Genomic DNA, 25,140 nt, shown 5'->3' with positions numbered 1-25,140 from the left:
AGATGGTGCACCTTGAGGCTTGTCGGTGTCGTTTCCTGGTGGATCATGAACGTCATGACGTGGACACAGACCCCGATCGCAAGAGACCAAGCAGGCGCCGAGCCCGCCGTCGGCCCGCTCGACCGGCTGACTCTGCGCGAGCGCCGGGCCCTCGCGACCCGTCTGACGTACCGCCTGGTAGCGCACGTGCTGCGTCCCGCCAACGCGGAAGCCGTCGAGCGACAGGTCGCGTTCGTCCGGTCCGAGTCGCTAGTGCCCGTGAGCGACGTCGACCCCGAGCGGTACGACACCGTGACGCGCGACTGCGCGGTGGACATGCTGGTCCACGCCGGGCCGCGGGAGGCGGGCGGTTCGCTGGTCCGCAGGCTGCTCGGGGAGGAGTCCCCTTCGGTCCCGGCGGACGCCGGCACCGCCCCGGCCGGCCTCGACGTGGACGACGCCGAGCGCGCCCTCCTCGAGCAGTGGCGCGACGGCGGGGTGCTCGGCCACTTCATCGTGACCGACCTGGTGGACGAGCACGCCGTGCTGCACAACCTCGAGGACGACCTGGAGTACCGGGTCTACACGGGCCGCTCCGAGATCCGCTCGATCGCGCTCGTCCCGGGCCTGCCGCTGTCCGGGCGGGTGCTGCCGGTCGGGGCGGCATGGATCTTCGCCGACACGCCGTCGGTCTTCTCGCCGAGCACCATCGTCGACGTCGTGCGCGGCGTCGTCGGGCTGCTGGCCTCCACGCCGTGCCCGGCCTACCGCAACCCCCGAACGCTGGCCCGAGCCCGCGAGCTCGTCGCCGACCACCACCGCGCGTTCTGCGACCTCTTCGGGGACGTGCTGGTGGAGGGCACGGCGACGCACGTCATGGACGCGTTCATGCGGTTCAAGGACCGGATCGGGTCGCCGGCCGAGGAGTTCGCGCTGCTGCCCGCGCTCCGCGACGAGCGCTGGCTGCCCGACGACGCCGCAGACCCCGACGACGCGGGGTTCGCCCTGGTGCACCACCCCGTCAAAGGGCTGCGCCTGCTCGACTGGTACGGGCAGCTCCGCGAGGTGCACACCGCCCCGCTCGAACCGTGGAAGCCCCAGCGGCTGGCGCAGGTGCTGGACGACCCGGACGTCCCGTCCTGGGTGCTGGCCCTGCTCGCCGAGCGACACCCGGACCACCTGGACGCGCTGTACCGGGCGGCGTCGGGCCGGCCCGGACTCGCCTGGGAGCGGGACGGTGCGGCGCTGCTGCGCGACCGCGAGCCGGCGTCGGGCCGGGACGAGCCGGGGCTGGTCATGGCGTCGTCGATCATGGGCCGCGTCCTGCCGCCGGAGTGGCCGCAACCGGATGGGCTGTGACGCTCAGCCCCGCTACGTCGGAACTTCGCCGCGCTCCCACGGACCCGATGCGAACGCGGAGAGGGCCCAGGCGTACGCGTCCGCGCACGTATCGGCGCACCCTTCGGGAAGCGTGACGTCGAAGACGGCGACATCGCCGTCGATCGAGTAGTCCACGACCAGCTCGCCGTCGTAGCCGAACTCCGTCGCGTGGGACGGGAAGCTCACCGTGTCGTCGTCGACGACCTCGAAGTCACCGCCGTCGACCTCCTCGCCGTTCTCGTCGTGCGAGCCGAACTGGCCGTCGTCGGTGAAGAAGTGATCGTGCTCCAGCGGTCCGCGAGCTCCCTCGCACGGGTCGCCTGTCTCCGGTCCCGGTTCACCGCCGTAGAAGTTCCCCTGCAGCCAGCCGAGATGTGACTCGGCGAGTCCGGCTGCCTGGAACGCTGCGAGCATCTCGGCGCAGCTCTGCGCACGATGCCAGGACCCGACCAGCTCGGTGGTGGCTCCATCCGCCGGCGGCGTGCCCGTCGGTCCGGTCGTCGTCGCGCCGGGCGGGGAGCCGGACTCCTCAGCGCTGCATCCGGCCACGAGGCTCAGGCACATCAGCAGGGCGACCACCAGGCGTCTCATCCCGCCCCCTCTCTCCTGCCCCCATGCTGCCTGCCGGCTCGCGCTGCCGCGCGGCGTACAGGAGACCGCTCAGCCCCTGCGCCGGGTCACCCGGCGGGAACGTACTCGTCCGGCATGGTGGACGTGGTGCTGAACTCGGCGGAACGGTAGCCCGCCCGCTGCGCCGCCACTGTCACGGTCACGCGGTTTCCCTTGTGGCTGCCGCGAATCCACATGCTCGGACCGACCGTGTACCCCGCCTCTCCCTCCTGCGTGATCGTCTCGCCGCTGTCGATGTCGACCCAGGTCCAGGTGTAGGTGACGTTCGGGTCTTGCTCGATGCCGCAGTGGGCCAGCCAGCCCACGTGCTCCTCGCCCGGGCGCAGGGTGATCGAGCAGCTCGGCTTCGGCACCGACGGCTGCGGCACGGTGGCGGTGGCGTTGGAGAGCGCCGCGGCGTCGGCGTACCCGGACCGGGTGGCGGTGAGCCTGACCTGGACAGCCTTGCCCACGTCGTCGAGCGCGACGGTGTAAGCGCACGACCCGAGGTTGTCCCGCTCCTCGCCGCCGATGCTCCACAGGCACGTGGTGTCGGCGGGCTGGGGCGTCCAGCCGGTCACTTCCGCGACGATCTCCTGGCCCACCTGGACCTGCGCGGGGATCGCCACGGCGCCGGGCCGGAACTGAGCCGGGGCGGCGTCCTGCTCGGTGGCCGACGTGCCGTCCTGCTCGCCGCCGGGCGTGGCGACCGGAGAGCTCTCGGGCGTCGCCGACGGCTTCTTCTTCGGCTTCTTCGAGGTCGGGCTGGGGCTCGGTTCGCGGGACGGCTCGGCCGAGGTCGACACCTCGGCCTGGGGCGTGGTTGCTCCGGCAGGCGTGTCTCCGGGAGCCAGAAAGTGCACGAGCGCCGCCGCGCCTCCGCCGCCGGCCAGCACCAGACCCGCGGCGACCAGGCCGATCAGGACCTTGCGCCGCGCCCGGCCCGACGGCGCGGGCGTCTCGGTGCGGTCCGGTGCGGTAGCGGCGTCGGACGGCGTTGTCCTGGTGCGCAGCACCGTCTGCTCGTCGGGCAAGTCGGGCAGACCCGGGCCTTCCAGGCCGGTGCCGACGGGCTCGGCGTACGGCGGATCGGCGAGCGACGCGAGCACCGCCGACGTCGCCGGACGCGCGGCGGGGTCCTTGGCCAGGCAGGCGCCGACCAGGCCACGCAGGCCGGGCGGCAGAGCGCCGACATCGGGCTGCTCGTGCACTATCCGGTAGGTGAGTGTCGCTAGGCTGCCCGTTCCGAACGGCGGTGTCCCGGCTGCCGCGAGGTGGGCGACGGCGCCGAGCGACCAGACGTCGGAAGCGGTGGTGACAGCCTCACCCCGGGCTTGCTCGGGCGACATGAACTGGGGCGTCCCTGGCTGCATGCCCGTCGTGGTCAACGACGTGGCGTTCGAGTCGGAGACGATGCCCATGTCGATCAGCACCGGCCCATCGGGGCCGAGCAGCACGTTCGCGGGCTTGACGTCGCGGTGGACGAGGCCTTCGCGATGGATCGCGCCGAGGGCCTCGGCAAGACCGGTGACGAGCTCGCGGACGGCCGCCTCGGGCAGGCTCCCCAGCTCGGCGATGGCCTGCGCCAGGGTAGGTCCGGGCACGTGCTCGGTGGCCAGCCAGGGCCGGGGCGCGTCGACATCGAAGTCGACGACGGCCGCCGTATGGCGGTTGCGCACCCTCGTCGCGGCAGAGACCTCGCGGCGGAAGCGGGCCCGGAACTCGCGCTCGTCGGTGCGTTCCGGGTGGATGACCTTGATCGCCAGCAGGCGACCGCTCCGGGTGGCTCCGAGGTACACCATGCCCATGCCGCCCTGGCCCAGCCGGCCGCGGATCTCGTAGCCGCCGAGCTCGTGTGGGTCGTGGGCGGTGGGCGGTGTGATCTCAGGTGCGCGGACTCGTCGCGCCACGTCGGACAGCACGGAAACTCCATGGGGTCGGGTTGCTCGCTCGGGAAAGGCCGGCCGGACGGCGTACGCGCCCACCGCGGGACGAGCGTATCGGAAGGTCAGAGCACGATTGCGGTGCCCGGCCCCCCGTGCTCAGCCGCCGCTGACGCTCAGCTCGGCCTCGCGCAGCTTCGCCTCGAACGCGGCGTCGAGCTCGCGCGAGTCCAGCCAGCCGTACGGGAGGTGCGGCGTCTTGGGGGAACCGGCGCGGCCGCGCGGGCCCTCGGCGTCGTCCCCGGGGTAGGGGGCGTCCAGGTCCAGCGCGTCGAGCCGCTCGCGCAGCTCGGCGAGGGTGTTGATCAGGGCGAGCTCGTGGCGCTTCTCGCCCCCGACGGCGTAGCCCTTGAGGTACCAGGCCATGTGCTTGCGCAGGTCACGCATGCCCTTGCCCTCGTCGCCGTCGAAGTACTCGACCATGAGCAGGCCGTGCCGGTAGATCGTGTCGGCGACCTCGCGCAGGCCGGGCCGGACCCGCAGCCCGGAACCGTTGAACGCGGCGGCGAGGTCGGCGAACAGCCAGGGGCGCCCCTGGCAGCCCCGGCCGACGACGACGCCGTCGGCCCCCGTCTGCTCGACCATGCGCAGGGCGTCCTCCGCGGACCAGATGTCGCCGTTGCCGAGCACAGGGACCGTCCGCACCGCCTCCTTGAGGCGCGCGATGGCCTCCCACTCGGCCTGCCCCGAGTAGTGCTGCGCGGCGGTGCGGGCGTGCAGCGCGACGGCGGCGGCGCCGAGCGACTCCGCGATCTGCCCCGCCTCCAGGTAGGTCAGGTGGTCGTCGTCGATGCCCTTGCGCATCTTGACCGTGACGGGCACTCCGTGCGGCTCGGCGGCGTCGACCGCTGCCCTGACGATGTCCGTGAACAGCTGCTTCTTCCACGGCAGGGCGGCGCCGCCGCCCTTGCGCGTCACCTTGGGCACCGGGCAGCCGAAGTTGAGGTCGACGTGGTCGGCGCGGTCCTCGCCCGCAATGATCTTCACGGCGGCGCCCACGGTGGCCGGGTTCACGCCGTACACCTGGGCGGAGCGCGGCGTCTCGTCCGCGCCGAATGTCACGATCCGCAGCGCCTCGACGTTGCGCTCCACGAGCGCGCGGCTGGTCACCATCTCCGCGACGTACAGGCCCGGGTCGAACCCGGTCGACTGCCCTGCCTCCCGGCACAGCGTGCGGAAGGCGCGGTTGGTCACCCCCGCCATGGGCGCGAGCACCACCGGCGTGCCCACGGTGATGGGCCCGATCTGGAGGGGCTGGAGCACGGGAGCGCCCGACGCCGGGCCGGATGCCGTAGGCGCCTGAGTGGTCGTGTCGAGGACGGAAGTCACGGCCCCATTGTTCCACCGGTGGGTCAGGCGCGGAGCCAGACCGTCGTGTCCTCCGGCACCGCGACCGCGCCGGCCCAGGTAACCAGTTCACCCGAGGCCACCAGCACCTCGGACCCGGCGGGCAGCGGAACCGGCGAGTCGCCCAGGTTGGCGAGCACGACGACGCCGGCCGCCTGGAAGGCGACGACGTCCGGGGAATCGACCAGCGAGGTGACCCACGAGAGCGCGCCCCCGCCGATCTTCTCGGTCCGGCGCAGCTGGAGCGCCGTCCGGTACATCTCGTAGGTCGAGCCCTCGACGCCGTACTGCTGGTCAGCGGCGAGCTCGGCGTAGACGGCGGGCTGGGGGAGCCAGGTCTTGCCCGTGGGGCCGAACCCGTTGCCCGGCGCACCGCCGACCCACGGCAGCGGCACCCGGCAGCCGTCGCGGCCGGCCTCGACGCCGCCGGTCCGGAAGAAGGCCGGGTCCTGGCGCACGTCGTCGGGCAGGGCGGTGTGGTCGGGCAGGCCGAGCTCCTCGCCCTGGTAGAGGTACGCCGAGCCGGGCAGGCCGAGCATGAGCAGGGTCGCGGCCCGGGCGCGGCGCAGGCCGAGCTCCGGGTCGGGCTGCGGGTCGTTCGCGCCGATTCCGTTCAGCGGGCCGCTCGCGACCTCGGCGAGGCCGAGCCGCGAGACGTGCCGGACGACGTCGTGGTTGGACAGCACCCACGTGGTCGGGGCGCCGACGGCGTCCATGGTGCTGAACGACACGTCCACGACCGAGCGCATGCGCGCCGCGTCCCAGGGCGTCGTGAGGAACGAGAAGTTGAACGCCTGGTGCATCTCGTCTGGGCGCACGTAGCGGGCCAGGCGGCTCAGCGGCTCCACCCAGGCCTCCGCGACCAGGCAGCGGTCGCCGTCGTACTCGGCAAGCACCTGGTGCCAGGCCCGGTAGATCTCGTGCACGCCGTCCTGGTCGAACATCGGCCCGTGGTTGCCGGCTCCGGTCGAGCCGTCCTCGGGGGCACCCGGGTTCGACGTCGGCTCCTCGACCGTGCCCTCGACCATCGCTACCTGGCCCTCCCAGTCGGGCAGGCCGGGCGCCTTGATCATGCCGTGCGCGACGTCGACGCGGAACCCGTCCACGCCCCGGTCGAGCCAGAACCGCAGCACCGCCTCGAACTCCTCGCGGACCTCGGGGTTCTCCCAGTTCAGGTCCGGCTGGGAGGAGTCGAACAGGTGCAGGTACCACTGCGGGCCGAGCGGCCCGTCACCGTCCCGCGGGGCCAGCCGGGTCCAGGCCGGTCCGCCGAAGATGGACTGCCAGTTGTTCGGCGGCTCGTCGCCGCCCGGGCCGCGCCCGTCGCGGAACATGTAGCGGTCGCGCGCGGCAGAACCGGGGGCGGCGGCGAGTGCCTCCTGGAACCAGACGTGCTGGTCGGAGGAGTGGTTGGGCACAAGGTCGACGATGATCCGCAGGCCGCGCTCGTGGGCGCCGGCGAGCATCTCGTCGAAGTCGGCGAGGGTGCCGAACAGCGGGTCGATGTCGCGGTAGTCGGCGACGTCGTACCCCGCGTCCTTCTGGGGGGAGCGGTAGAACGGGCTCAGCCAGACGGCGTCGACCCCCAGTGCCTTCAGGTGGTCCAGCTTGGCGGTGACGCCCGCCAGGTCGCCGATCCCGTCGCCGTTCCCGTCCGCGAACGAGCGGGGGTAGACCTGGTAGATCACCGCGTCGCGCCACCATTCGCCGGTCCCGGCGGGGGCATGGACGGGTGCTCCGGCGGTGAGGTCGTCGGTGATGAGGGCAGTACTTGTCACGTGTCGCGTCCTCGTAAGTCGGGGGGTTTGTCAGCTGCAACGCTTGCTGAAAGCGTACGGGAGAAATCACGCCCAAAGCGCAAAGCGGTGTGTTGTGGGCGTCAGGCGTGCCGGGCCGGGGCGGCACCTGTCGAGCCCCGTACCACCAGCTCCGGGGTGAACAGCAGCTCCGAGCGGGGCGCGCGCTCGCCGTGGATCTCGGTGAGCAGTGCGCTGACGGCGGCGTGCGCCATGTCGGCGACCGGCTGGCGCACCGTCGTCAGCGGCGGGTCGGTGAAGGCGACCAGGGGTGAGTCGTCGTAGCCGACGACGCTGACGTCGTCGGGCACCGACAGGCCGCGGGCGTGCGCGGCGCGCACGGCGCCGAGCGCCATCAGGTCGGAACCGCAGACGACGGCTGTGTGCCCGGCGTCGAACAGGTCGCCGGCCGCCGCCTGGCCGCCTTCCAGCGTGAAGAGGGTAAGGCTGACGTGCTCGCGCGCCTCCTGCTCGGTGGCCGCGAGGCCGTGCCGCAGGAGCTGGGCCACGAACGCCTCGATCTTGCGCTTGGCCGGCACGAACCGGTCGGGCCCGATCGCCATGCCGATGCGGCGGTGGCCCAGCGACACCAGGTGCCGGACGGAGAGCTCGACGCTGGCGGCGTCGTCGGGGGAGACGAACGGCGCGTCGATGCCCGCGGCGTACCCGTTGATCAGCACGATCGGCATGCCGCGCCCGCGCAGCCGCTGGTAGCGCTCGGTGGAGGCCCGGGTGTCGGCGTGCTTGCCGGAGACGAAGACGATGCCGTCCACGGCGTGGTCGATGAGGGTCTCGACGTACTCGTCCTCGGTGGTGCCGCCCGGCGACTGCGTGCACAGCAATGGCGTGTACCCGCGCGAGGCGAGCTGCGACTCGATGGCCTGTGCGAAGGCGGGGAACACCGGGTTGGACAGCTCGGGGACGACCAGGCCGATGAGTCCGGCGGGGCGGGCGCGCAGCGCGGACGGACGCTCGTAGCCGAGCACGTCCAGGGCGGCGAGGACGGCCTGGCGGGTCTCGCCGGCCACGCCGGGCTTGCCGTTGAGCACGCGCGACACGGTCGCGGTGGAGACCCCAGCCTGCTCGGCGAGATCGGTCAGTCGGGTGCGCACGCCTGGCAGCCTAGGTGACACGCGGCTCCTTCGTCGTGAGTGACCATCCACGGTGATCTCCGGCCTGCTTGCAAGCGATGCTGAAACTTTATCGCAACTAGTTGCAAGATTCCTCAGCGAGCCATACGGTTCGGGGGATCAGAACCAGGCCCGACGTCGGGCCGCGAACAACTGGGAGTGACGATGCGACGGAGCATCCTGACCGCCGCTGCGCTGACCGCGACGCTGGCGCTGGCCGCCTGCTCGGGCGGCGCAGAGGAACCAGCGGGCGAGGAGTCGGCCGCACCGAACGGCGAGGGGAGCACCCTGACCGTCTGGGTCGACGAGACCCGCCAGGCCGCCGTGGAGGACGCCGCGGCCGGCTTCGAGGAGTCGACGGGCGCCGAGGTGGAGGTGGTCCTGAAGAACTTCGAGGACATCCGCCCCGACTTCCTGGCCCAGGTGCCCACGGGCAAGGGCCCGGACATCACGGTCGGCGCGCACGACTGGCTGGGCGAGCTCACGACCAACGGCGTGGTGGCCCCGATCGAGCTGGGCGACGCGGCCGCGACGTTCGAGCCGGTCTCCGTGGCGGCCTTCACGCAGGACGACCAGGTCTACGGCCTGCCGTACGCCGTGGAGAACATCGCGCTCATCCGCAACACGGCACTCGCCCCCGAGGCGCCTGCCACGTGGGACGACGCCGTCGCGGCCGGCGAGGACGCCGGCACCAAGTACCCGCTCCTGATCCAGACCTCCACCGAGGGCGACCCCTACACGTTCTATCCGCTGCAGATGTCGTTCGGCGCGCCGGTCTTCGAGCAGAACGAGGACGGCTCGTACCAGCCGGAGCTCGCGCTCGGCGGCGAGGGCGGCACCGCGTTCGCGCAGTGGCTGGCCGAGCAGGGTGAGGCCGGCGTGCTGAGCACAGACGTCACCTACGACATCGCGGTGGCGGCCTTCGCCAAGGGCGAGTCGCCGTTCATCGTGGGCGGCCCGTGGATGCTGGAGCAGTTCGCGGACCTCGACCTGTCGATCGACCCGATCCCGAGCGCCGGCGGCGAGCCCGCCCAGCCGTTCGTGGGCGTGGCCGGCTTCTACGTGAGCGCGCAGAGCGAGAACGCGCTGCTCGCCAACGACTTCCTGGTCAACCACATGGCCACCCCCGAGGCGCAGCTCGCGCTCTACGAGGCCGGCGACCGCCCGCCGGCCCTGATCGAGGCCGCCGACACCGCGTCGGAGGACCCGATCACCGCAGGCTTCCGTGAGGTCGGCGCCGACGCCGTCCCGATGCCCTCGCTGCCCGAGATGGGCGCCGTGTGGGCGTACTGGGGCGTGACCGAGGCTGCCATCGTCTCCGGCAAGTCCGACCCGGCCAAGGCCTGGGACAAGATGGTCTCCGACATCCAGGGCGAGATCGGCTGATGTCGTTGCCTGCGACCCGGGGCTCCGGTCGGACCGGCTGGAGCCCCGGGTTTCTCGTCAAGCTTGTCCTGATCGCACTGGTCGACGCCCTCGGCGTCTACGCCGTCCTGGCCGCGTGGGGCGCCGAGTCGTGGGGCATCCTCGCCGCGATGGTGGCGCTGCTGCTCGTGGCGAACTGGGCGTACTTCAGCAAGCGTGCGCTGCCCCTGAAGTACATCCTGCCGGGGCTCGCCTTCCTGCTCGTCTACCAGGTGTACGTCGTGGCCTACACCGGCTACGTCGCGTTCACCAACTACGGCGACGGGCACAACTCCACCAAGGAGCAGGCCGTCGAGGCCCTCCTGGTGCAGAACGAGCGCCGGGTGGAGGGCTCGCCGTCGTCGCCCCTGACGGTGGTGGCCGACGGCGACACGCTCGGCTTCGCGATCGTCTCGCCCGAGGGCGTGGTCGAGGCGGGCACGGCCGAGCGGCCGCTCGCGGCCGTGGACGGCGCCGCCGTGGAGGCCGGCCGGGTCACCGGCCTGCCGGGGTACGAGGTGCTGGAGTACGCCGAGGTCCTGGAGCGGCAGCAGGAGGTCACCGACCTGCGGGTGCCCGTATCCGAGGACCCGAACGATGGATCGATCCGCACACAGGACGCCCGAACCGGCTACGTCTTCACGTCCACGCTGACGTACGACCCGGTGTCGGACGCCATGATCAACACCACCACCGGGGTGACGTACACCGCGAACGACGACGGCCAGTTCGAGGCCGCCGACGGGACGACTTTGCCTGTGGGCTGGCGCGTGCTCGTCGGGCTGGACAACTTCGTCACCGCGTTCGGGGACGACCGGTACGCGGGCCCGTTCGGCAAGATCCTGGTCTGGACGTTCGCATTTGCCGCCGTCTCGGTGGCGTCCACGTTCCTGCTCGGCCTGTTCCTGGCCATCGCGTTCAACGACGCGCGACTGCGCGGCCGGCGGGTCTACCGGACGCTGGTGATCCTGCCGTACGCGATCCCCGGGTTCCTCGCGGCCCTGCTGTGGTCGGGCCTGCTCAACCGGTCGTACGGGTTCGTCAACGAGGTGCTGCTCGGCGGGGCGCAGATCCCGTGGCTCACCGACCCGGTGCTCGCCAAGCTCGCGGTGCTCGGCGTGAACCTGTGGCTCGGCTTCCCGTACATGTTCCTGATCTGTACGGGCGCGCTGCAGTCCCTGCCGACGGACGTGCTGGAGGCCGCGAAGATCGACGGCGCCGGACGGTGGCGCACCTGGCGGTCCATCACCCTGCCGCTGCTCCTGGTCGCGACGGCGCCGCTGCTCATCTCCAGCTTCGCCTTCAACTTCAACAACTTCACGCTGATCTACATGCTGACCGGGGGCGGTCCCCGGTTCGACGACGCCTCGGTGCCGCTCGGGCACACCGACATCCTCATCTCGATGGTCTACTCGGTCTCCGGGCTCGACGGGACCGCGGCCAAGGACTACGGCCTGGCCAGCGCCCTGTCGATAGTCATCTTCGTGGTGGTCGCGACCATCTCCGCCCTCGCGTTCCGGCGCACCCGCTCGCTCGAGGAGATCGCCTGATGCGCACGACGAGGGTCCCTGCGACCCGGCCTTCCCTGGTCTCCCGGCGGTCCCTGTCCCGCCGCCCCTCCGCCGGCCGCTGGTTCTCCGAGATCGGCTGGCGGCACCTGGTCGGCGTGCTCGCCGTGGCCTACGCGGGCTTCCCGCTGGTCTACGTCGTGTCGGCCTCGCTGGCCGACGGCGGCACGCTCACCGGCTCCAACGACCTGTTCGCGTCGGTGTCCGGCGCCAACTACGCGGCCCTCGGCGGCACCCGGTTCTGGACCTGGATGGGCAACACCCTCGTGGTGGCGGTGGCCACCGGCGTGGGCACGGTGCTGATGGGCGCGGCGGCGGCCTACGCCTTCTCCCGGTTCCGGTTCAGCGGACGCCGGATGGGGCTCACCGCCCTGCTGGTGATCCAGATGTTCCCGCAGATGCTCGCGTTCGTCGCGATCTTCCTGCTGCTCATCTCGCTCGGGAACGTGGTGCCCGGGCTCGGCCTGGACTCCAAGCTGTCGCTGATCTGCGTGTACCTGGGCGGGGCGCTCGGGGTGAACACGTTCCTCATGTACGGGTTCTTCAACACCGTGCCGCGAGAGATCGACGAGGCCGCGAAGATCGACGGCGCCTCGCACGCCCAGATCTACTGGACCATCGTGCTGCGCCTGACCGCGCCGATCCTCGCCGTGGTGGGGCTGCTCAGCTTCATCAGCACGTTCGGCGAGTTCATCATCGCGCGCGTGCTGCTGCAGTCGGAGGAGAGCTGGACGCTCGCAGTGGGGCTCTACGGCTGGGTGTCGTCGCTGCAGGAGGCCAACTGGGGCCTGTTCACGGCGGGCGCCGTCGTCTCCGCGGTGCCCGTGCTCGCGCTGTTCCTGTTCCTGCAGAAGTACATAGTGGGCGGCCTGACGGCGGGCTCCGTCAAGGGCTGACCAGCCGGGCGTGCAGCGTGATCGCCGACAGGTCCGTCATGGACGCTACCTGGTCGACCACGACGCGCAGCCGCCCGGCGTCGTCGGGCGCGGCGTGCCAGTCCGCGGCGAACGGCGGCTCCAGCTCGGCGGGTGCGCGGTCGGCGATCACGCGGACCAGGTCGGCCAGGATCTCCCGCTCCCGCAGGTAGCGGGGCTCCTGGCCGCGCGGCGCCATGACGTACGCGACGGCGATCCCCTTGAGCGCGAGGATCTCGTGCTCGGTCTCCGCGGGCACCACCAGCCGGGCGGCGTAGCGCGTGAGCGGGCCCTCGCCGTAGGCGGCCCGCGTGGCGGCGATCGCCGCGCCGATGAACCGGCCGATGAGCTGGCTCGTCATGTCCTTGAGCGAGGCCAGGGACCGGCGCGACCCGTCGAAGGCCCGCACCAGGTGGCCCTCGCCGCGCAGGTAGTCCTGCAGACGGCCGAGCGCCTCGTCGATGGCGTCCGCGGTGTACCACTCGCCGTACCAGGCCCGCACGTACTCGGCCACGCGCGCCCGCTCCTCGGCGTGCGCCATGAGGTCCAGGTCGATCCGGCCGGCGACCACGCCGTCCTCGACGTCGTGCACGGAGTAGCTGATGTCGTCGGCGAGGTCCATGACCTGGGCCTCGAGGCACTTCACGCCGTCGGGCGCGTCCTTGCGGAGCCACGTGAAGACGGGCATGTCGTCGGCGTAGACGCCGAACTTGCGGCTCGCCGTGCCGTCGGGCCGTGCCGGGCCGGCGCCGTACGCCCACGGGTACTTGACGCTCGCGTCGAGGCTCGCGCGGGTCAGGTTGAGGCCGGCGGGCACCCCGTCGAAGCCGATCACCTTGGGCTCGAGCCGCGTCAGCAGGCGCAGGGTCTGCGCGTTGCCCTCGAAGCCGCCGATCGGCTCCGCGATCTCGGCGAGCGCCGTCTCGCCGTTGTGCCCGAACGGCGGGTGCCCGAGGTCGTGGGTGAGGCATGCGGTGTCGACCACGTCGGGGTCGCAGCCCAGTGAGCGGCCCATACCGCGGCCCACCTGGGCCACCTCGAGGGAGTGGGTCAGGCGGGTGCGCACGAAGTCGTCGTGCCCCGCGCCGAGCACCTGGGTCTTGGCGCCGAGACGGCGCAGCGCGGAGGAGTGCACCACGCGGCCGCGGTCGCGTTCGAAGGGGGTTCGGGCCTGCGACTTGGGCGGTTCCGTCACCCAGCGCTCGACGTCCTGCGCGCTGTATGACGGCGGGATGCTCTTCCCGAGGGCTTGCTCCACGCGAGCCACTCTAGCCACGCGCGGTGACATCCCCGGAATCCGGGCCGTTCCCGCGCGAACAGGCGACCCTGACCGCTCCGGACCGGAGGGTGCAGGACCGCCTGCTCGTGCGGGGGTCAGCGCCGGTGAATCAGCTCTGCCGCCAGCTGAAGGCACCGGGCAGGTCCACGCTGTGCTTCTTCGTCTTGGAGTTCCACGACCAGGGGCCGACCTTGAAGCTCCACGAAGAGAAGCCCCTCTGGGTGAAGTTGAACTTCACCGGGCCGAGCGACCAACGCTTACGGAATTTGATACCCATGGTGCTGCGCTTCCTCCTCGAGTCGGGGCAAAGCGTACCGAACCTCGCCTCCCCGACAAACCAAAAGAACGCCTACGGATCGTCAGGCGCGGTCCGCCATCCACGCGTCGCTCGCGCGCTGCACGTCGTCCGCCGTGACGGACTCGGCCACCGTCACGAAGTACCAGCGGTGACCGAACGGGCAGCGCACGGCGGCCTGCCGGAATCCCTTGAACCAGTCGGCCGGCTCGGCGAGGCTGGTCGCCCCGGCGCCGAGCGCGCGGGCGTAGGCGGCGTCGGCGTCCTCCACCGGGACGGTGAAGCTCGCGTGCGTGGGCGCGCCCGGCTCGGGGGCCACGGAGTCCGGGGGGAACGCGGCGGCAACCGTGAAGGTGGACTCGCCCGCGGCGGACCGCAGGACCAGGTCGGAGTGGATCACGGCGTCGCCGGCGGTGATCACGTCGAGCGTCTCGGCGCCGAGCGCCGCCTCGTAGAACGCGATGGCCGCGCGGGCGTCGCTCACGGAGATGTTGGGGTGCAGGGCTGAGTTCTTCATGGTTTCGATGCTGCCGCGGCCAGGCTGTGCCAGTCTTGGAAATGTGCGACAGGTGTTCGACGACGACCGTACGGTCACGCATGCCCTCGAGTCAGGGCCGACGCTCGGCATCGTGAACCCCGCCAGGGCACGCGACCGGTTCTCCCTGGCGCGCGTCGAACCCGCCCCGGACCTCGCCGACCTCGTGGACTGGCACTGGGTGATCACCTGGGACCTGCCCCCGGGCACTGCCTTCACCCAGACCGTGGTGCCCCACCCCGTGGGCCAGATCGTCGCTGAGGACGTCGGCTTTCTCGCCTATGCCATGCCCGCGGGGCCCACCGACCGGCGCACGATCGCCGGCTCCGGCGGCGTGGTCGGCACCAAGCTGCGCCCGGGCGGCTACCGGGCACTGCTCGGGCTCGCGCACCCGGGGGAGCGCGGCGCCGTCGAACCGGCCGGGTTCCTCGGCCCGACGGCGGAGGTCACCGGCGCGGAGGCGCTCGCCCAGGCTGCGGCCGGCCTGCCGGACGCCGCCGTCCGGACCGTCACCCCACTGCTCCGAGCCGCCGCCGAACGGTCCCGGACGCCGCGCTCCACCGCCGCGCTGGCCGCGCTCCGCGCGGCGTTCGCGACGATCGCCGACGCCGTGCCGGGCACCACCGTCGCGGCGCTCGCCGACCGGCTCGGCACCACCCCGCGCTCGCTGCAGCGCCTCTTCGCGGACTGGGTGGGCGTCAGCCCCAAGTGGGTGCTGCGACGGCATCGGGTGCACCTGGCCGCCGAGATGCTGGGCCGCGATCCGGCGCTGGACCTGGCGGGGCTGGCGGCCGCCGTCGGCTACTACGACCAGGCGCACTTCACCGGGGACTTCGTGCGCGCGGTCGGCGTCACGCCGGGCGAGTACGCCCGCCGCTGCGCGGCGGCGCTGACGGCGTCCGGGCGCTAGCCCGGGGATGTGGACGGAGGCGTCCCGGAGCCGGCCGCGAGCATAGACTTCGGACCGTGGCCGGGCTCATCAGACGCGAGGATGTCGACCTCGTCCGCGAGCGCGCGCGGATCGACGAGATCGTCTCGGCCCACGTGACCCTCAAGCCCGCCGGGGTGGGCGCGCTGGTGGGTCTGTGTCCCTTCCACGACGAGCGCAGCCCCAGCTTCAACGTGCGGCCCAGCGTCGGGCGCTACCACTGCTTCGGCTGCGGCGAGGGCGGCGACGTCATCGAGTTCGTCATGAAGATGGACGGGCTGAGCTTCACCGAGGCCATCGAGTACCTCGCGGGCAAGACCGGTGTGCAGCTGCGCTACGAGGAGGGCGGCTCCGCCCGCCCGCGCGACGAGCCCGGCAAGCGGCAGCGCCTGCTGGAGGCCAACCGCGTGGCCGCCGACTTCTACGCCGAGCAGCTCATGGGGCCCGACGCCGCCGCCGCGCGCGCATTCCTCGCCGAGCGCAGCTTCGACCGGACCGACGCCGAGCGGTTCGGCGTCGGGTTCGCCCCCAAGGGCTGGGACGCGCTGCAGCGCCACCTGCAGAGCCGCGGCTTCACGCAGGCGGAGCTGGTGGCGAGCGGGCTGATGTCCGAGGGCCGGCGCGGCATCTACGACCGGTTCCGCGGCCGCGTCATGTGGCCCATCCGGGACGTGACGGGGGCCGTGATCGGCTTCGGCGCGCGCCGCCTGTTCGAGGACGACCAGGGGCCCAAGTACCTCAACACCCCCGAGACCAGCCTCTACAAGAAGTCGCACGTGCTGTACGGGATCGACCTCGCCAAGCGGGAGATCGCCAAGGGCAAGCGCGTGGTGGTCGTCGAGGGGTACACGGACGTCATGGCCGCGCACCTGTCCGACGTGACGACGGCGGTCGCCACGTGCGGCACGGCCTTCGGCGCCGACCACGCCAAGGTGGTGCGGCGCCTGCTCGGCGACACGACGGCCGGCGGCGGCCTCCAGCTGAAGTCCGGCACGTCCCTCGGCGGCGAGATCATCTTCACGTTCGACGGCGACGCGGCCGGCCAGAAGGCGGCGGTGCGTGCCTTCGGCGAGGACCAGCGGTTCTTCGCGCAGACGTTCGTGGCCGTCGAGCCCGGCGGCATGGACCCGTGCGACCTGCGCATGGTGGGCGGCCCCGAGGCGGTGCGCGCCCTGGTGGACGGCCGCGTGCCCCTGTTCGAGTTCGTGGTGCGCAGCAAGCTCGACGAGTTCGACCTGAACACCGCGGAGGGCCGGGTCGGCGCCCTGCGGGCCGCCGCGCCCATCATCGCGGGCATCCGCGACACCGCCCTGCGGCCCGAGTACGCCCGACTGCTCGCGGGCTGGATCGGCACCGACGAGCGCGCGGTCGCCCGGGAGATCTCGCGCGCGGCGAGCACGCCATCCCTCCGGGAGGCGCCGGTGACCGGCCAGGGCGGCTCGGACGACCGTCCGGCGTCGGGCGGCGTGCCGCAGATACCGGCCCCCGACCCCCGCGACCCGGTGGCCCGGGACGAGCGCCTCGCGCTCGTGGCCGTGCTGCAGTACCCGCAGCACGTCCCGCCGACGTTCGACGCGCTCGACGAGGACGCGTTCGCGGTACCCGCGTGGCGGGCAGTGCACTCGGCGATCCGGGCGGCCGGGGGAGCCGCGGCCGGGCGCGAGATGTCTGCGGCGCAGTGGGTCGCGGCAGTGCTCGAGCAGGCCCCCGAGACCGTGGCGGGCGTCGTCACGCAGCTCTCGGTGGCGTCCCTCCCGGAGGACCGGGAGGCGGCCGTCGCGGCGTTCGTCGAGGGTGTGGTGCGCCGCGTCGTCGACCTGGGGCTCACGCGGCGCGTCGCGGACGCGCGCAGCCGCCTGCAGCGGCTGGACCCGGCGGACACCGAGAACTACCAGGCGGCGTTCGCCGAGCTCCTGGCGATCGAGAGCGAACGCCGGACGCTCCGCGACAGCGCGAACGCGTAGGGCCGGAGTGCGTGGTGCGTGACGGTGGACTCGGTGTGACGAGTTCGGTCCGATGCCACCCACACGCACATGAGATCGGTCGGTTGCCTTGAGATCGGTCATTTAATCGACCGATCTCAGGGCAAGGGACCGAAGTCATTGAGTTCGGTCAGGCATGCGACCGAAGTGACCCCGGTGGGCGCGGCACGCACTCCGGCCCAATGGCGTCAGGCCGGCTGGGGTACCGGGTGGTCCTGGCCGAGCAGCTCCGCGTCCACGGCCACCGCGGCCATCAGGCCGGACGAGGCCGCGGCCAGCACCGACGCGAGCGGCATCGGCGTCGCCGGTGTGTGCGCCATGTCGCCGGCGGCGAACACGCCGGGCACGCTCGTGCGCCCCATGGCGTCCACCTCGACCGCGCCGGACGAGAGCAGGTCCAGGCCGAGCTGCTCCGCGAACGGGGCGCGCTGAGCGAACTCGGCCGAGACGAACACCCCGCCGACCTCCTCGTCCGGGCCGTCGGTGAACGACACGGTGGCGCCGGCCGCGCTGGGGACCAGCTCCTTGACGGCCTCGGCCCGGACGGCGACCCCGGCGTCGGCAAGCTGGGCGCGGACGCCCGGGTCGAGCTCCTCGCCGTCGGCCAGGACGGTGAGCCGGCTCGCGATGCGTTCCAGCAGGAACGCGACGCGGGTCACGTGCGGGCCGCTGCCGAGCACTGCCACGTGCTTGCCGCTGAGCTCGTGCCCGTGGCAGTACGGGCAGACCGCGGCGACGGTCCCGAACAGCGGCTCCAGGCCGGGGGTCGCGGGCAGGGTGTCTCGCATCCCGGTCGCGAGCACGACGGTGCGGGTGGCGAGCGGTTCCCCGCCCTCGGCGTCGCCGCCCAGCTCGACCCGGAAGCCCGCGCCGTGGGGCACGACGGCGGTCGCCGCGGCCTCGCGGACGGCCACCGTCGCGTAGGCGGCGAGGTCGGCGCGGGCCGCGGCGCGGAACTCGGCCGGTGGCGTGCCGTCCTGCGTCACGAAGTTGTGCATGTGCTCGGCGGGCGCGTTGCGGTACTCGCCGGAGTCGAGCAGCAGCACGCGGCGGTGCATGCGGCCGAGGGTGAGCGCGGCCTGCAGCCCGGCGGGGCCGCCGCCGATGACCACGGCGTCGTAGGGGCTGTTCGAGGGGTCTGTTGCGGACATCGCGGGGCTCCGTCTCCTGGTACGGCTTGCGGTACGACCTCAGGATGTGACTTCATGTCAACATGAAGTCAAGCGAGACCTGGTCGGTCGGCGAGACGGCCCGGCGGTTCGGGCTGGAGACCCACGTGCTGCGCTACTGGGAGGACGAGAAGCTGCTGCACCCGGCGCGCGACGGGGCCGGGCGCAGGCGGTACGGGCGCGACGACGTCGTGCGGGTCGGCGTCATCATGCGCAGCAAGGCCGCTGGCATGACCCTGGAACAGGTGCGCGTCATGCTCGACGCCGAGGCGTACGACCGGCACCAGGTGCTCGAGGCACACATCGCGGACCTGGACCGGCGCATGGCCGAGATGGCGGCGTCGCGCGAGATGACGCTGCACGCGCTGCAGTGCCGGGCGCACGACATCGCGACCTGCCCCCGCTTCCGGGAGCACGTGCAGGACGTGCTCGACGGTGCGCTCGGCAGGTTCGCCGTCACGAGGACCGCGTGAGCCTCGGGTTGTCGCGGGGGAGCAGCAGCACCGTCCCGATCATCAGCGCGGCGACGCCGGCCACGCACCAGAACACCAGGTGCATGGCGTACGCCAGCCCCGGGCCGTCCGGTGTGCCGTCCGCGCCGACGGTGGTCACCGCGTTCACCACCGCGCCCAGCACCGCGACGCCCACCGCCTGCCCGATCGACCGGGCGAACATGTTGGTGGCGGTCACCGCGCCGCGCTCGCCCCAGTCCACGCTGTGCTGCGCGGCGAGCAGCGTCGGCACGGCCACCAGACCCATGCCGAGCCCGATCACGAACACGGCAGCGGAGATGTGCCAGACCGGGGAGCTCGTGCCGAGGGTGAGCGTGAGGAGGGCACCGGCCAGGACGATCACCGCGCCGATGACGGCGGTCCAGCGGAACCCGATCGCCAGGTAGATCCGGCCCGAAAGGGTCGCCGCGAGCGGCCAGCCCACCAGGAGCGAGGCAAGCGCGAACCCGGCCACGAGCGGCCCGACGCCGAGCACGCCCTGCGCGTAGATCGGCACGTACGTGGACAGGCCGAGTGTGATGACGCCGACCGCGAGCCCGGCCGCCGTCGACGCGCCGACCACACGGCGGCGCAGCAGCCCCAGGTCGAAGATCGGGTGCGCGTTCCTGCGGGCGGACACGGTGAACGCCGCGAGCAGCACCACCGCGGCGACGAAGATCCCGACCGACTGAGGCGACGCCCAGCCCCACGCGTGCCCGCCCTCGAGCAGGCCCAGCACCAGGAGCGTGCTGCCGCCGGTGAGCAGGGCGGCGCCGAGGTAGTCGATGGGCTCGCGCTCGCCCTCGCGCTTCTTCTCCTGGAACCGGCGCCAGAGCGCGTACGCCGCCACCAGGGCGATCGGCACGTTGACCCAGAAGATCCAGCGCCAGCTCACGAACTGGCTGAACACGCCGCCGAGGGTCGGGCCGAGCACGGACGACGCGGCCCACACGCTCGCGAGGTACCCCTGGGTCTTGGCGCGCTCGGCGAGCGTGTAGATGTCGCTCGCGATGGTCATCGACATCGGCAGGATCGCGCCGGCGCCCAGGCCCTGCAGCACGCGGAACCAGATGAGCGCGGGCATGCTCCAGGCGACGGCGCACAGCACCGAGCCGAGCAGGAACAGCCCGATCCCGAGCAGCATCACGCGCTTGCGCCCGAAGACGTCCGCCAGGCGCCCGTACAGGGGGACGGTCACGGCCTGCGCCAGCGTGTACGCGGAGAAGAGCCACGGGACCTGCTCGAACGCGCCGAGCTCGCGCGCGATGGTGGTCGAGGCGGTCGCAAGGATCGTGACGTCGAGGGCTACGAGCGAGGTGGAGAGCATCAGCGCGCCGAGGATCGGGCCACGGTCGCCGCGCAGCCCGAGCCGGGTGTCTGTGGTGCTGCTCGATGGTGCGGTCATGTCTGGGGCTCCCGGATGTGCTGCACGAGACTTACAAAGTTGCCTGGGGCACCGCCTATTCCCGGCTCACCTGGCGGTTGCCCGGCCAGCCCTCCGGGATCGGTCCGTTCCCGCGGTCTGGCACCGACCGGGCGAGGCGGCCGATGGTGTCGAGGAAGCCGTTGACGTCTGCCTCCTCCGGGCCGATCGCGTCCCGCAGCGTCCGGTCGAACCCGATCGCCGCGGACTTGAGGTCTTGATAGAGCCTCTCACCGGCGTCGGTGACCTCGATGCGCTGGACCCTGCGGTTCGACTCCTCGCGGGTGCGGACCACCAGCCCGCGGTCCTCCATGCCGCGCAGGTGGTGCGTCAGCGTGGCCTCGCGGATGCCCACGGCGTGTGCGAGCTCGCGCTGGGTGGCCGGTGTGCCCTGATGCAGAGCGAGCAGGATGTGCCAGACCTGCCAGCTGCCGCCATGTTCGGAAAGGAGTGCGTCGAACGCCCGCATGACGCGCTGCACGGACTGCCACATCGTGGGCACGACGGGCACCAGCCCGGGACGGCTCGGCCCGGTCTCGTGATCCGTGCCGCCTGGTTCGCCGATGGGCCGCCCGCTTGGTTGCATGGACGAAGGGTAGTTCGGCTGACGCCGAAATGCATTGACGGCTAATGCTTAGATGTCTAACGTTAGCGACGGCAAGTTCGGTATCTACTCGGAGGCGCGACGATGGCCACGCAAGACACCAGCACCAGCACACAGCTTTCGCCCGAGGCGCTCGAAGGCGCCCTGGCCCCGCTCACGGCCGCGCTCGGCGACCGCCTGCTCACCCCGCCCGCCGACGGGTTCGCCGAGACCGCCGCCGTGTTCCTCGGCGGCCCGGAGCGGATCCCGGTCGCGGTGGCGCGGGTCCGTACCACTGACGAGGTAGCGGCGGTCGTCGCCGTCGCGCGCGACGCAAACCTGCCGCTCGCGGTGCGCAGCGGCGGCCACAGCTTCGCCCGGCACGGCCTGGCCGACGGCGGGCTCGTCCTGGACATGCGCCTGATGGACGGCATCGAGATCGACGCGGACGCCGGCGTCGGGCACGCGCAGGGCGGCGTCCTCGCCGGCACCTACAGCACGGCGGCGGGCGAGCACGGCCTGGCCACCGGGTTCGGCGACACCGGGACCGTCGGCATCACGGGCCTCGCGCTCGGCGGCGGCATCGGCTACCTCAGCCGGCTCCACGGCCTCACCGCCGACAACCTGCTGGGCGCCGAGGTGGTCCTCGCCGACGGCCGAGTGGTGCAGGCCAACGCCGACGAGAACCCGGACCTCTTCTGGGCGCTGCGGGGTGGTGGCGGGAACTTCGGCGTCGTGACCCGGCTGGACCTGCGGCTGCGCGAGCTGCCGGTCGTCACGGGCGGCATGGTCGCGTGGCCGGCCGAGCCGGGCACGCTCGCCACCGTCCTTGCGACCCTCGCCGAGGCGCCAGAGAAGCTGTCGGGCATGGTCAACGTGATGACCGCCCCGCCGCTGCCCATGCTGCCGGCGGAGGTGCACGGCAAGCCGATCGTCATGGCCCTGGTGTGCTTCGCCGGCCCGGCGTCCGAGGCGGAGGCGGTGTTCGCGCCGCTGCGCGCGCTCGGCACGGTGTTCGACGGCGTCAGCGAGATTCCCTATCCCGAGATGTTCGTCGCCGGCGGCCCGGAGGGCGGGGCCTCGGCCGACGCGCGGCCCGGGTTCCTCGGCGAGGGTGTCTGGGCGCCCGACGAGGCGTGGGCCGCGGCCGCCATCGAGGCCGTGTCCAGTGCGCAACACGGGCTCGCCGTGGTGAACCTGCGGCCCATGGGCGGCGCGATCGCCGGTGTCGACCCGGCCGCGACGGCCTTCGCGCACCGCGACGCCGCCTGGATGGTGACCGTGCAGGGCATGGCGCTGGGTCTCGACGGCGTCCCGGCGCTGCGCGAGTGGGTGGCGTCGACGTCGGGCACGCTCGGTGTCGCCGGGCGCGGGTACGTGAACTTCATGGCGAACGCGACGCCGCAGGACGTGAGCGACGCCTACCCCGAGGCGACGCTGGCCCGGCTGCGCGAGGTGAAGCGGGCGTACGACCCGACCAACCTGTTCGCGGCGAACCACAACGTGGCGCCTTGAGGGCAGCCCCTTGTCGTCGGCGGGCTACGGCACTGCGTAGCCCGCCGCGCGGAACAGCTCGTACCACTCCGCGCGCGTCAGCGGCACGTCGGAACCGAGCGCGGCGGCCGCGACGCGCTCCGGGTTGGTGGTCCCCAGCACCACCTGCATCTGCGCCGGGTGGCGGGTGATCCAGGCGGTCGCGACAGCGATGGCCGGCACGTCGTACTGCTTCGCCAGGCGGTCGATCACGGCGTTCAGCTCTGGGTACTCCGGCGAGCCGAGGAACACGCCGGTGAAGAACCCGGCCTGGAACGGCGACCAGGCCTGCACGGTGACGTCGTTCAGGCGGCAGTAGTCGAGGGTGCCGGAGTCGCGGCTGACCGACTGGTCCAGCGCCTGCATGTTCGCGGCGACGCCCTGCGCCACGAGGGGCGCATGCGTCAGCGAGAGCTGGACCTGGTTGGCGACGATCGGCTGCGACACGGACTTGCGCAGCAGCTCCATCTGCCCCGGCGTGTGGTTGGAGACGCCGAACGAGCGCACCTTGCCCGCCGCCGACAGGTCGTCGAACGCGCGCGCCACCTCGTCGGGCTCCACGAGGGCGTCCGGGCGGTGCAGCAGCAGGATGTCGATGTAGTCGGTGCCGAGCGCGGCCAGCGAGCCGTCGACCGACTCGACGATGTGGTCGTACGAGAAGTCGAAGTACGGCCCCTCGCGCACGATGCCGGCCTTCGTCTGCAGCACGATCTGCTCGCGCTCGGACGACGTCAGCTGCATCGCGTCGGCGAACCGCTTCTCGCAGCCGTGCGTCTCGGAGCCGTACACGTCGGCGTGGTCGAAGAACGAGATGCCTGCGTCCCGGGCGGTCTTGACCAGGGTGCGCACCTCCTCGTCGGTCTTCTCCTGGATGCGCATGAGGCCAAGGACGACGTTAGGGACGGTGAGCTGCGTCCCGGGCAGGGTGAAGGTCTTCACGGGGGTTTTCTCCTGTGGGTGGGTGATCGGTATGTCGACGGCGTGGGTCAGGCCGCGGAGAGCCGGGCTACCTCGTCGGCCGTGAGCTCGAGCTCCGCCGCCGCGGCGGAGTCGGTGATGCTCGCGGGCCGCGATGCCCCGGGGATCGGCACGACGACGGGTGCGAGCGCCAGCTGCCAGGCCAGCACCACCTGGTACGGGCTGACGCCGTGGTCGGCGGCGACCTCGGCGAACGCGGCGTGCCGGGTCGCGAGCTCGCGCGCGTTCGAGATGCCGCCCAGCGGGCTCCACGGCAGGAACGCGATGCCGAGCTCGGCGCACAGGTGGAGCTCGGGCTCCGAGGAGCGGAAGCGCGGCGAGAACTGGTTCTGGACGGAGACCAGGCGGCCGCCCAGGATGTCCTGCGCCAGCCGGATCTGGTCGGGGTTCGCGTTGGAGATGCCGGCCATCTCGATGACGCCCTCGTCGAGCAGGTCGCGGATCGCGCCCACCGAGTCGCCGTAGGGCACGTGCGGGTCGGGCCGGTGGAACTGGTACAGGCCGATGGCGTCGACCCCGAGCCGCTTGGCCGAGGCCTTGGCCGCCTCCTGGAGGTACTCGGGCCGCCCGTCCTTGGTCCAGGACCCGTCGCCGGGGCGCAGGTGGCCGCCCTTGGTCGCGACGAGGACGCCGGAGGTGTCGCCGCCGTAGGAACGCAGACCCTCGGCGATGAGTTCCTCGTTGTGGCCCACGTCGTCGGCGTGCAGGTGGTAGGCGTCGGCGGTGTCGATGAGGGTGACGCCGGCGTCCAGGGCGGCGTGGATCGTGGCGATCGAGCGGTCGCGGTCGGGCCGGCCCTCGATGGACATCGGCATGCCGCCGAGGCCGATCGCGGAGACGGCGCGGCCGCCGATGGTGCGCTGGTGCATGAGCTGCTCCTCGTGTCGCAACGGGTTCGGAACCGAGACTAGGAAGCGATAACCTAGAAGTCCAACAACTCCTCATCATCATTCCTAGAACTGGTACTGCTTAATGGAACTGCGTCAGATGGAATACCTCGTCGCGCTCGCGGACGAGCGGCAGTTCACACGTGCGGCCGACGTCACCGGCGTCTCCCAGTCCGGGCTGTCCGCCGCAATCCGCAACCTCGAGGTAGAGCTGGGCACCAAGCTGTTCACGCGGACCACGCGCAAGGTCGAGCCGACCGAGGCAGGCCTCGCGCTGCTGCCCTTCGCCCGTTCCATGCTCTCCTCCGCGACGGAGGCTCGCGATGCGGTGGTCCAGGTCTCGCGCGAGCTCGCCGGGACCCTGCGGGTTGGCGCGGAGCAGTGCCTCGGCGTCGTCGACGTCGCCACTCTGCTGGAACGCTTCCACCGTCGGTACCCGCGGGTGGAGATCGCGTTCACCCAGGCGGGCTCGCACGAGCTCCTGGCCGGCGTGCGCGACGGCGAGCTCGACGCCGCGTTCGTCGCCACCACCGACCACGTGGGCGTGCTGCCGCGCACGGTCCTGGGGCAGGAGCCGGTGGTCATGCTGTGCCCGCCGGAGCATCCGCTGGCGTCCCGCGCGGCCGTCGACCGGGTCGACCTCGGCGACGAGAGCTTCATCGACTTCCACCCGTCCTGGGCGGTCCGCCGGATGAACGACGACGCCTTCGGCGCGCGGGGCGTGCACCGGCGCGTTCGGTTCACCGTCAACGACGTGCACACGCTCCTCGACCTGGTCGACCGCGGCCTCGGCGTCGCGCTCGTGCCGCGCCACGTGGCGGCCAAGCCGCAGGCGGCCCGGCTGGTCGCGGTCCCGGTCGCGCCGGACGGTGCGTCGGACTGGGTGGTCTCGGTGGTGACCGGCTCGGAGCGCCAGGACTCGCCTGCGCCGCACCTGATGGAGCTCCTGGCCGACGCCCCGGCGTGCGCGAGCTGAGCTCGGGCGGT

General features: G+C 72.3%; 22 protein-coding genes. 9 read left to right on the top strand and 13 right to left on the bottom strand.

The window, feature by feature from the left end:
* Positions 1-54: 54 nt before the first annotated feature.
* Positions 55-1,338, top strand: coding sequence for an amino acid adenylation domain-containing protein (locus tag IE250_RS03935; RefSeq protein ID WP_189667920.1), 1,284 nt, complete (start codon positions 55-57; stop codon positions 1,336-1,338).
* Positions 1,339-1,350: 12 nt separating this feature from the next.
* Here the strand turns inward: IE250_RS03935 and IE250_RS03930 are convergent, their stop codons facing one another.
* From IE250_RS03930 to IE250_RS03910, 5 genes are all read right to left on the bottom strand, one after another.
* A complete protein-coding gene (locus tag IE250_RS03930) occupies positions 1,351-1,950 on the bottom strand; it encodes a hypothetical protein (RefSeq protein ID WP_189667919.1) in 600 nt (199 codons plus the stop codon).
* Between the two features lie 86 nt (positions 1,951-2,036).
* Positions 2,037-3,890 (bottom strand): serine/threonine-protein kinase, encoded by a 1,854-nt coding sequence (locus tag IE250_RS03925; RefSeq protein WP_189667918.1) that lies wholly within the window; start codon positions 3,888-3,890, stop codon positions 2,037-2,039.
* A gap of 120 nt (positions 3,891-4,010) precedes the next feature.
* Positions 4,011-5,240, bottom strand: a complete 1,230-nt coding sequence (dusB, locus tag IE250_RS03920) for a tRNA dihydrouridine synthase DusB (RefSeq protein ID WP_373301577.1) — start codon at positions 5,238-5,240, stop codon at positions 4,011-4,013.
* Positions 5,241-5,263: 23 nt separating this feature from the next.
* Entirely contained in the window at positions 5,264-7,036 is a 1,773-nt protein-coding gene (locus IE250_RS03915) for a glycoside hydrolase family 13 protein (RefSeq protein WP_373301576.1), read from the bottom strand.
* A gap of 101 nt (positions 7,037-7,137) precedes the next feature.
* Positions 7,138-8,166, bottom strand: coding sequence for a LacI family DNA-binding transcriptional regulator (locus IE250_RS03910; RefSeq protein WP_229872111.1), 1,029 nt, complete (start codon positions 8,164-8,166; stop codon positions 7,138-7,140).
* Between the two features lie 183 nt (positions 8,167-8,349).
* On the opposite strand from IE250_RS03910, the gene IE250_RS03905 reads away from it, so the two are divergent.
* The 3 genes from IE250_RS03905 to IE250_RS03895 are packed head-to-tail and all read left to right on the top strand — an operon-like array spanning position 8,350 to position 12,052.
* Positions 8,350-9,570: a sugar ABC transporter substrate-binding protein gene (locus IE250_RS03905; RefSeq protein WP_189667916.1), complete on the top strand. Its 1,221-nt coding sequence runs from the start codon at positions 8,350-8,352 to the stop codon at positions 9,568-9,570.
* Positions 9,570-11,138, top strand: a complete 1,569-nt coding sequence (locus tag IE250_RS03900) for an ABC transporter permease subunit (protein ID WP_189667915.1) — start codon at positions 9,570-9,572, stop codon at positions 11,136-11,138. The genes IE250_RS03905 and IE250_RS03900 overlap by 1 nt, the downstream gene beginning before the upstream one ends.
* Entirely contained in the window at positions 11,138-12,052 is a 915-nt protein-coding gene (locus tag IE250_RS03895; protein ID WP_189667914.1) for a sugar ABC transporter permease, read from the top strand. Before IE250_RS03900 ends, IE250_RS03895 begins: the two co-directional genes overlap by 1 nt.
* Here the strand turns inward: IE250_RS03895 and IE250_RS03890 are convergent.
* The 3 genes from IE250_RS03890 to IE250_RS03880 all read right to left on the bottom strand — a co-directional run bounded on the left by IE250_RS03890 (position 12,042) and on the right by IE250_RS03880 (position 14,161).
* Positions 12,042-13,337: a deoxyguanosinetriphosphate triphosphohydrolase gene (locus IE250_RS03890; RefSeq protein WP_189668321.1), complete on the bottom strand. Its 1,296-nt coding sequence runs from the start codon at positions 13,335-13,337 to the stop codon at positions 12,042-12,044. The two genes, IE250_RS03895 and IE250_RS03890, sit on opposite strands and share 11 nt — an antisense overlap.
* A gap of 121 nt (positions 13,338-13,458) precedes the next feature.
* Positions 13,459-13,626 (bottom strand): DUF4236 domain-containing protein, encoded by a 168-nt coding sequence (locus tag IE250_RS03885; protein ID WP_189667913.1) that lies wholly within the window; start codon positions 13,624-13,626, stop codon positions 13,459-13,461.
* Between the two features lie 82 nt (positions 13,627-13,708).
* Positions 13,709-14,161, bottom strand: coding sequence for a VOC family protein (locus IE250_RS03880; RefSeq protein ID WP_189667912.1), 453 nt, complete (start codon positions 14,159-14,161; stop codon positions 13,709-13,711).
* Positions 14,162-14,213: 52 nt separating this feature from the next.
* Between IE250_RS03880 and IE250_RS03875 the strand changes: the two genes are divergently transcribed.
* The gene (locus IE250_RS03875; RefSeq protein ID WP_189667911.1) at positions 14,214-15,089 is read left to right on the top strand and encodes a helix-turn-helix domain-containing protein; all 876 of its coding nucleotides are present in this window, start codon (positions 14,214-14,216) and stop codon (positions 15,087-15,089) included.
* A gap of 56 nt (positions 15,090-15,145) precedes the next feature.
* The gene (gene dnaG / locus IE250_RS03870) at positions 15,146-17,071 is read left to right on the top strand and encodes a DNA primase (protein ID WP_189667910.1); all 1,926 of its coding nucleotides are present in this window, start codon (positions 15,146-15,148) and stop codon (positions 17,069-17,071) included.
* Between the two features lie 206 nt (positions 17,072-17,277).
* Here the strand turns inward: dnaG and IE250_RS03865 are convergent, their stop codons facing one another.
* Positions 17,278-18,240, bottom strand: a complete 963-nt coding sequence (locus tag IE250_RS03865; protein WP_189667909.1) for an NAD(P)/FAD-dependent oxidoreductase — start codon at positions 18,238-18,240, stop codon at positions 17,278-17,280.
* Positions 18,241-18,302: 62 nt separating this feature from the next.
* On the opposite strand from IE250_RS03865, the gene IE250_RS03860 reads away from it, so the two are divergent.
* On the top strand, positions 18,303-18,731 hold the full coding sequence (locus IE250_RS03860; RefSeq protein ID WP_189667908.1) for a helix-turn-helix domain-containing protein: 429 nt from the start codon (positions 18,303-18,305) through the stop codon (positions 18,729-18,731).
* Here the strand turns inward: IE250_RS03860 and IE250_RS03855 are convergent.
* A complete protein-coding gene (locus IE250_RS03855) occupies positions 18,715-20,154 on the bottom strand; it encodes an MFS transporter (protein WP_189667907.1) in 1,440 nt (479 codons plus the stop codon). The two genes, IE250_RS03860 and IE250_RS03855, sit on opposite strands and share 17 nt — an antisense overlap.
* Positions 20,155-20,209: 55 nt before the next feature.
* A complete protein-coding gene (locus IE250_RS03850) occupies positions 20,210-20,758 on the bottom strand; it encodes a MarR family winged helix-turn-helix transcriptional regulator (RefSeq protein WP_189667906.1) in 549 nt (182 codons plus the stop codon).
* Positions 20,759-20,860: 102 nt separating this feature from the next.
* Between IE250_RS03850 and IE250_RS03845 the strand changes: the two genes are divergently transcribed.
* Positions 20,861-22,270, top strand: coding sequence for an FAD-binding oxidoreductase (locus tag IE250_RS03845; protein WP_189667905.1), 1,410 nt, complete (start codon positions 20,861-20,863; stop codon positions 22,268-22,270).
* Positions 22,271-22,294: 24 nt separating this feature from the next.
* Here IE250_RS03845 and IE250_RS03840 read toward each other — a convergent pair whose 3' ends face one another.
* Both IE250_RS03840 and IE250_RS03835 read right to left on the bottom strand, forming a co-directional pair.
* Entirely contained in the window at positions 22,295-23,227 is a 933-nt protein-coding gene (locus tag IE250_RS03840; RefSeq protein WP_189667904.1) for an aldo/keto reductase, read from the bottom strand.
* A gap of 47 nt (positions 23,228-23,274) precedes the next feature.
* The gene (locus IE250_RS03835) at positions 23,275-24,135 is read right to left on the bottom strand and encodes an aldo/keto reductase (protein WP_189667903.1); all 861 of its coding nucleotides are present in this window, start codon (positions 24,133-24,135) and stop codon (positions 23,275-23,277) included.
* Between the two features lie 118 nt (positions 24,136-24,253).
* Here IE250_RS03835 and IE250_RS03830 point away from each other — a divergent pair, with 118 nt between their 5' ends.
* Complete coding sequence (locus tag IE250_RS03830; RefSeq protein WP_229872110.1) at positions 24,254-25,129, top strand: LysR family transcriptional regulator; 876 nt, start codon at positions 24,254-24,256, stop codon at positions 25,127-25,129.
* Positions 25,130-25,140 lie beyond the last annotated feature (11 nt).

The organism is Promicromonospora soli, assembly GCF_014653785.1.
Lineage (GTDB): Bacteria > Actinomycetota > Actinomycetes > Actinomycetales > Cellulomonadaceae > Promicromonospora > Promicromonospora soli.
The sequence above is the reverse complement of the archived record's forward strand: the minus strand, read 5'-3'. Positions and strand labels throughout refer to the sequence as shown.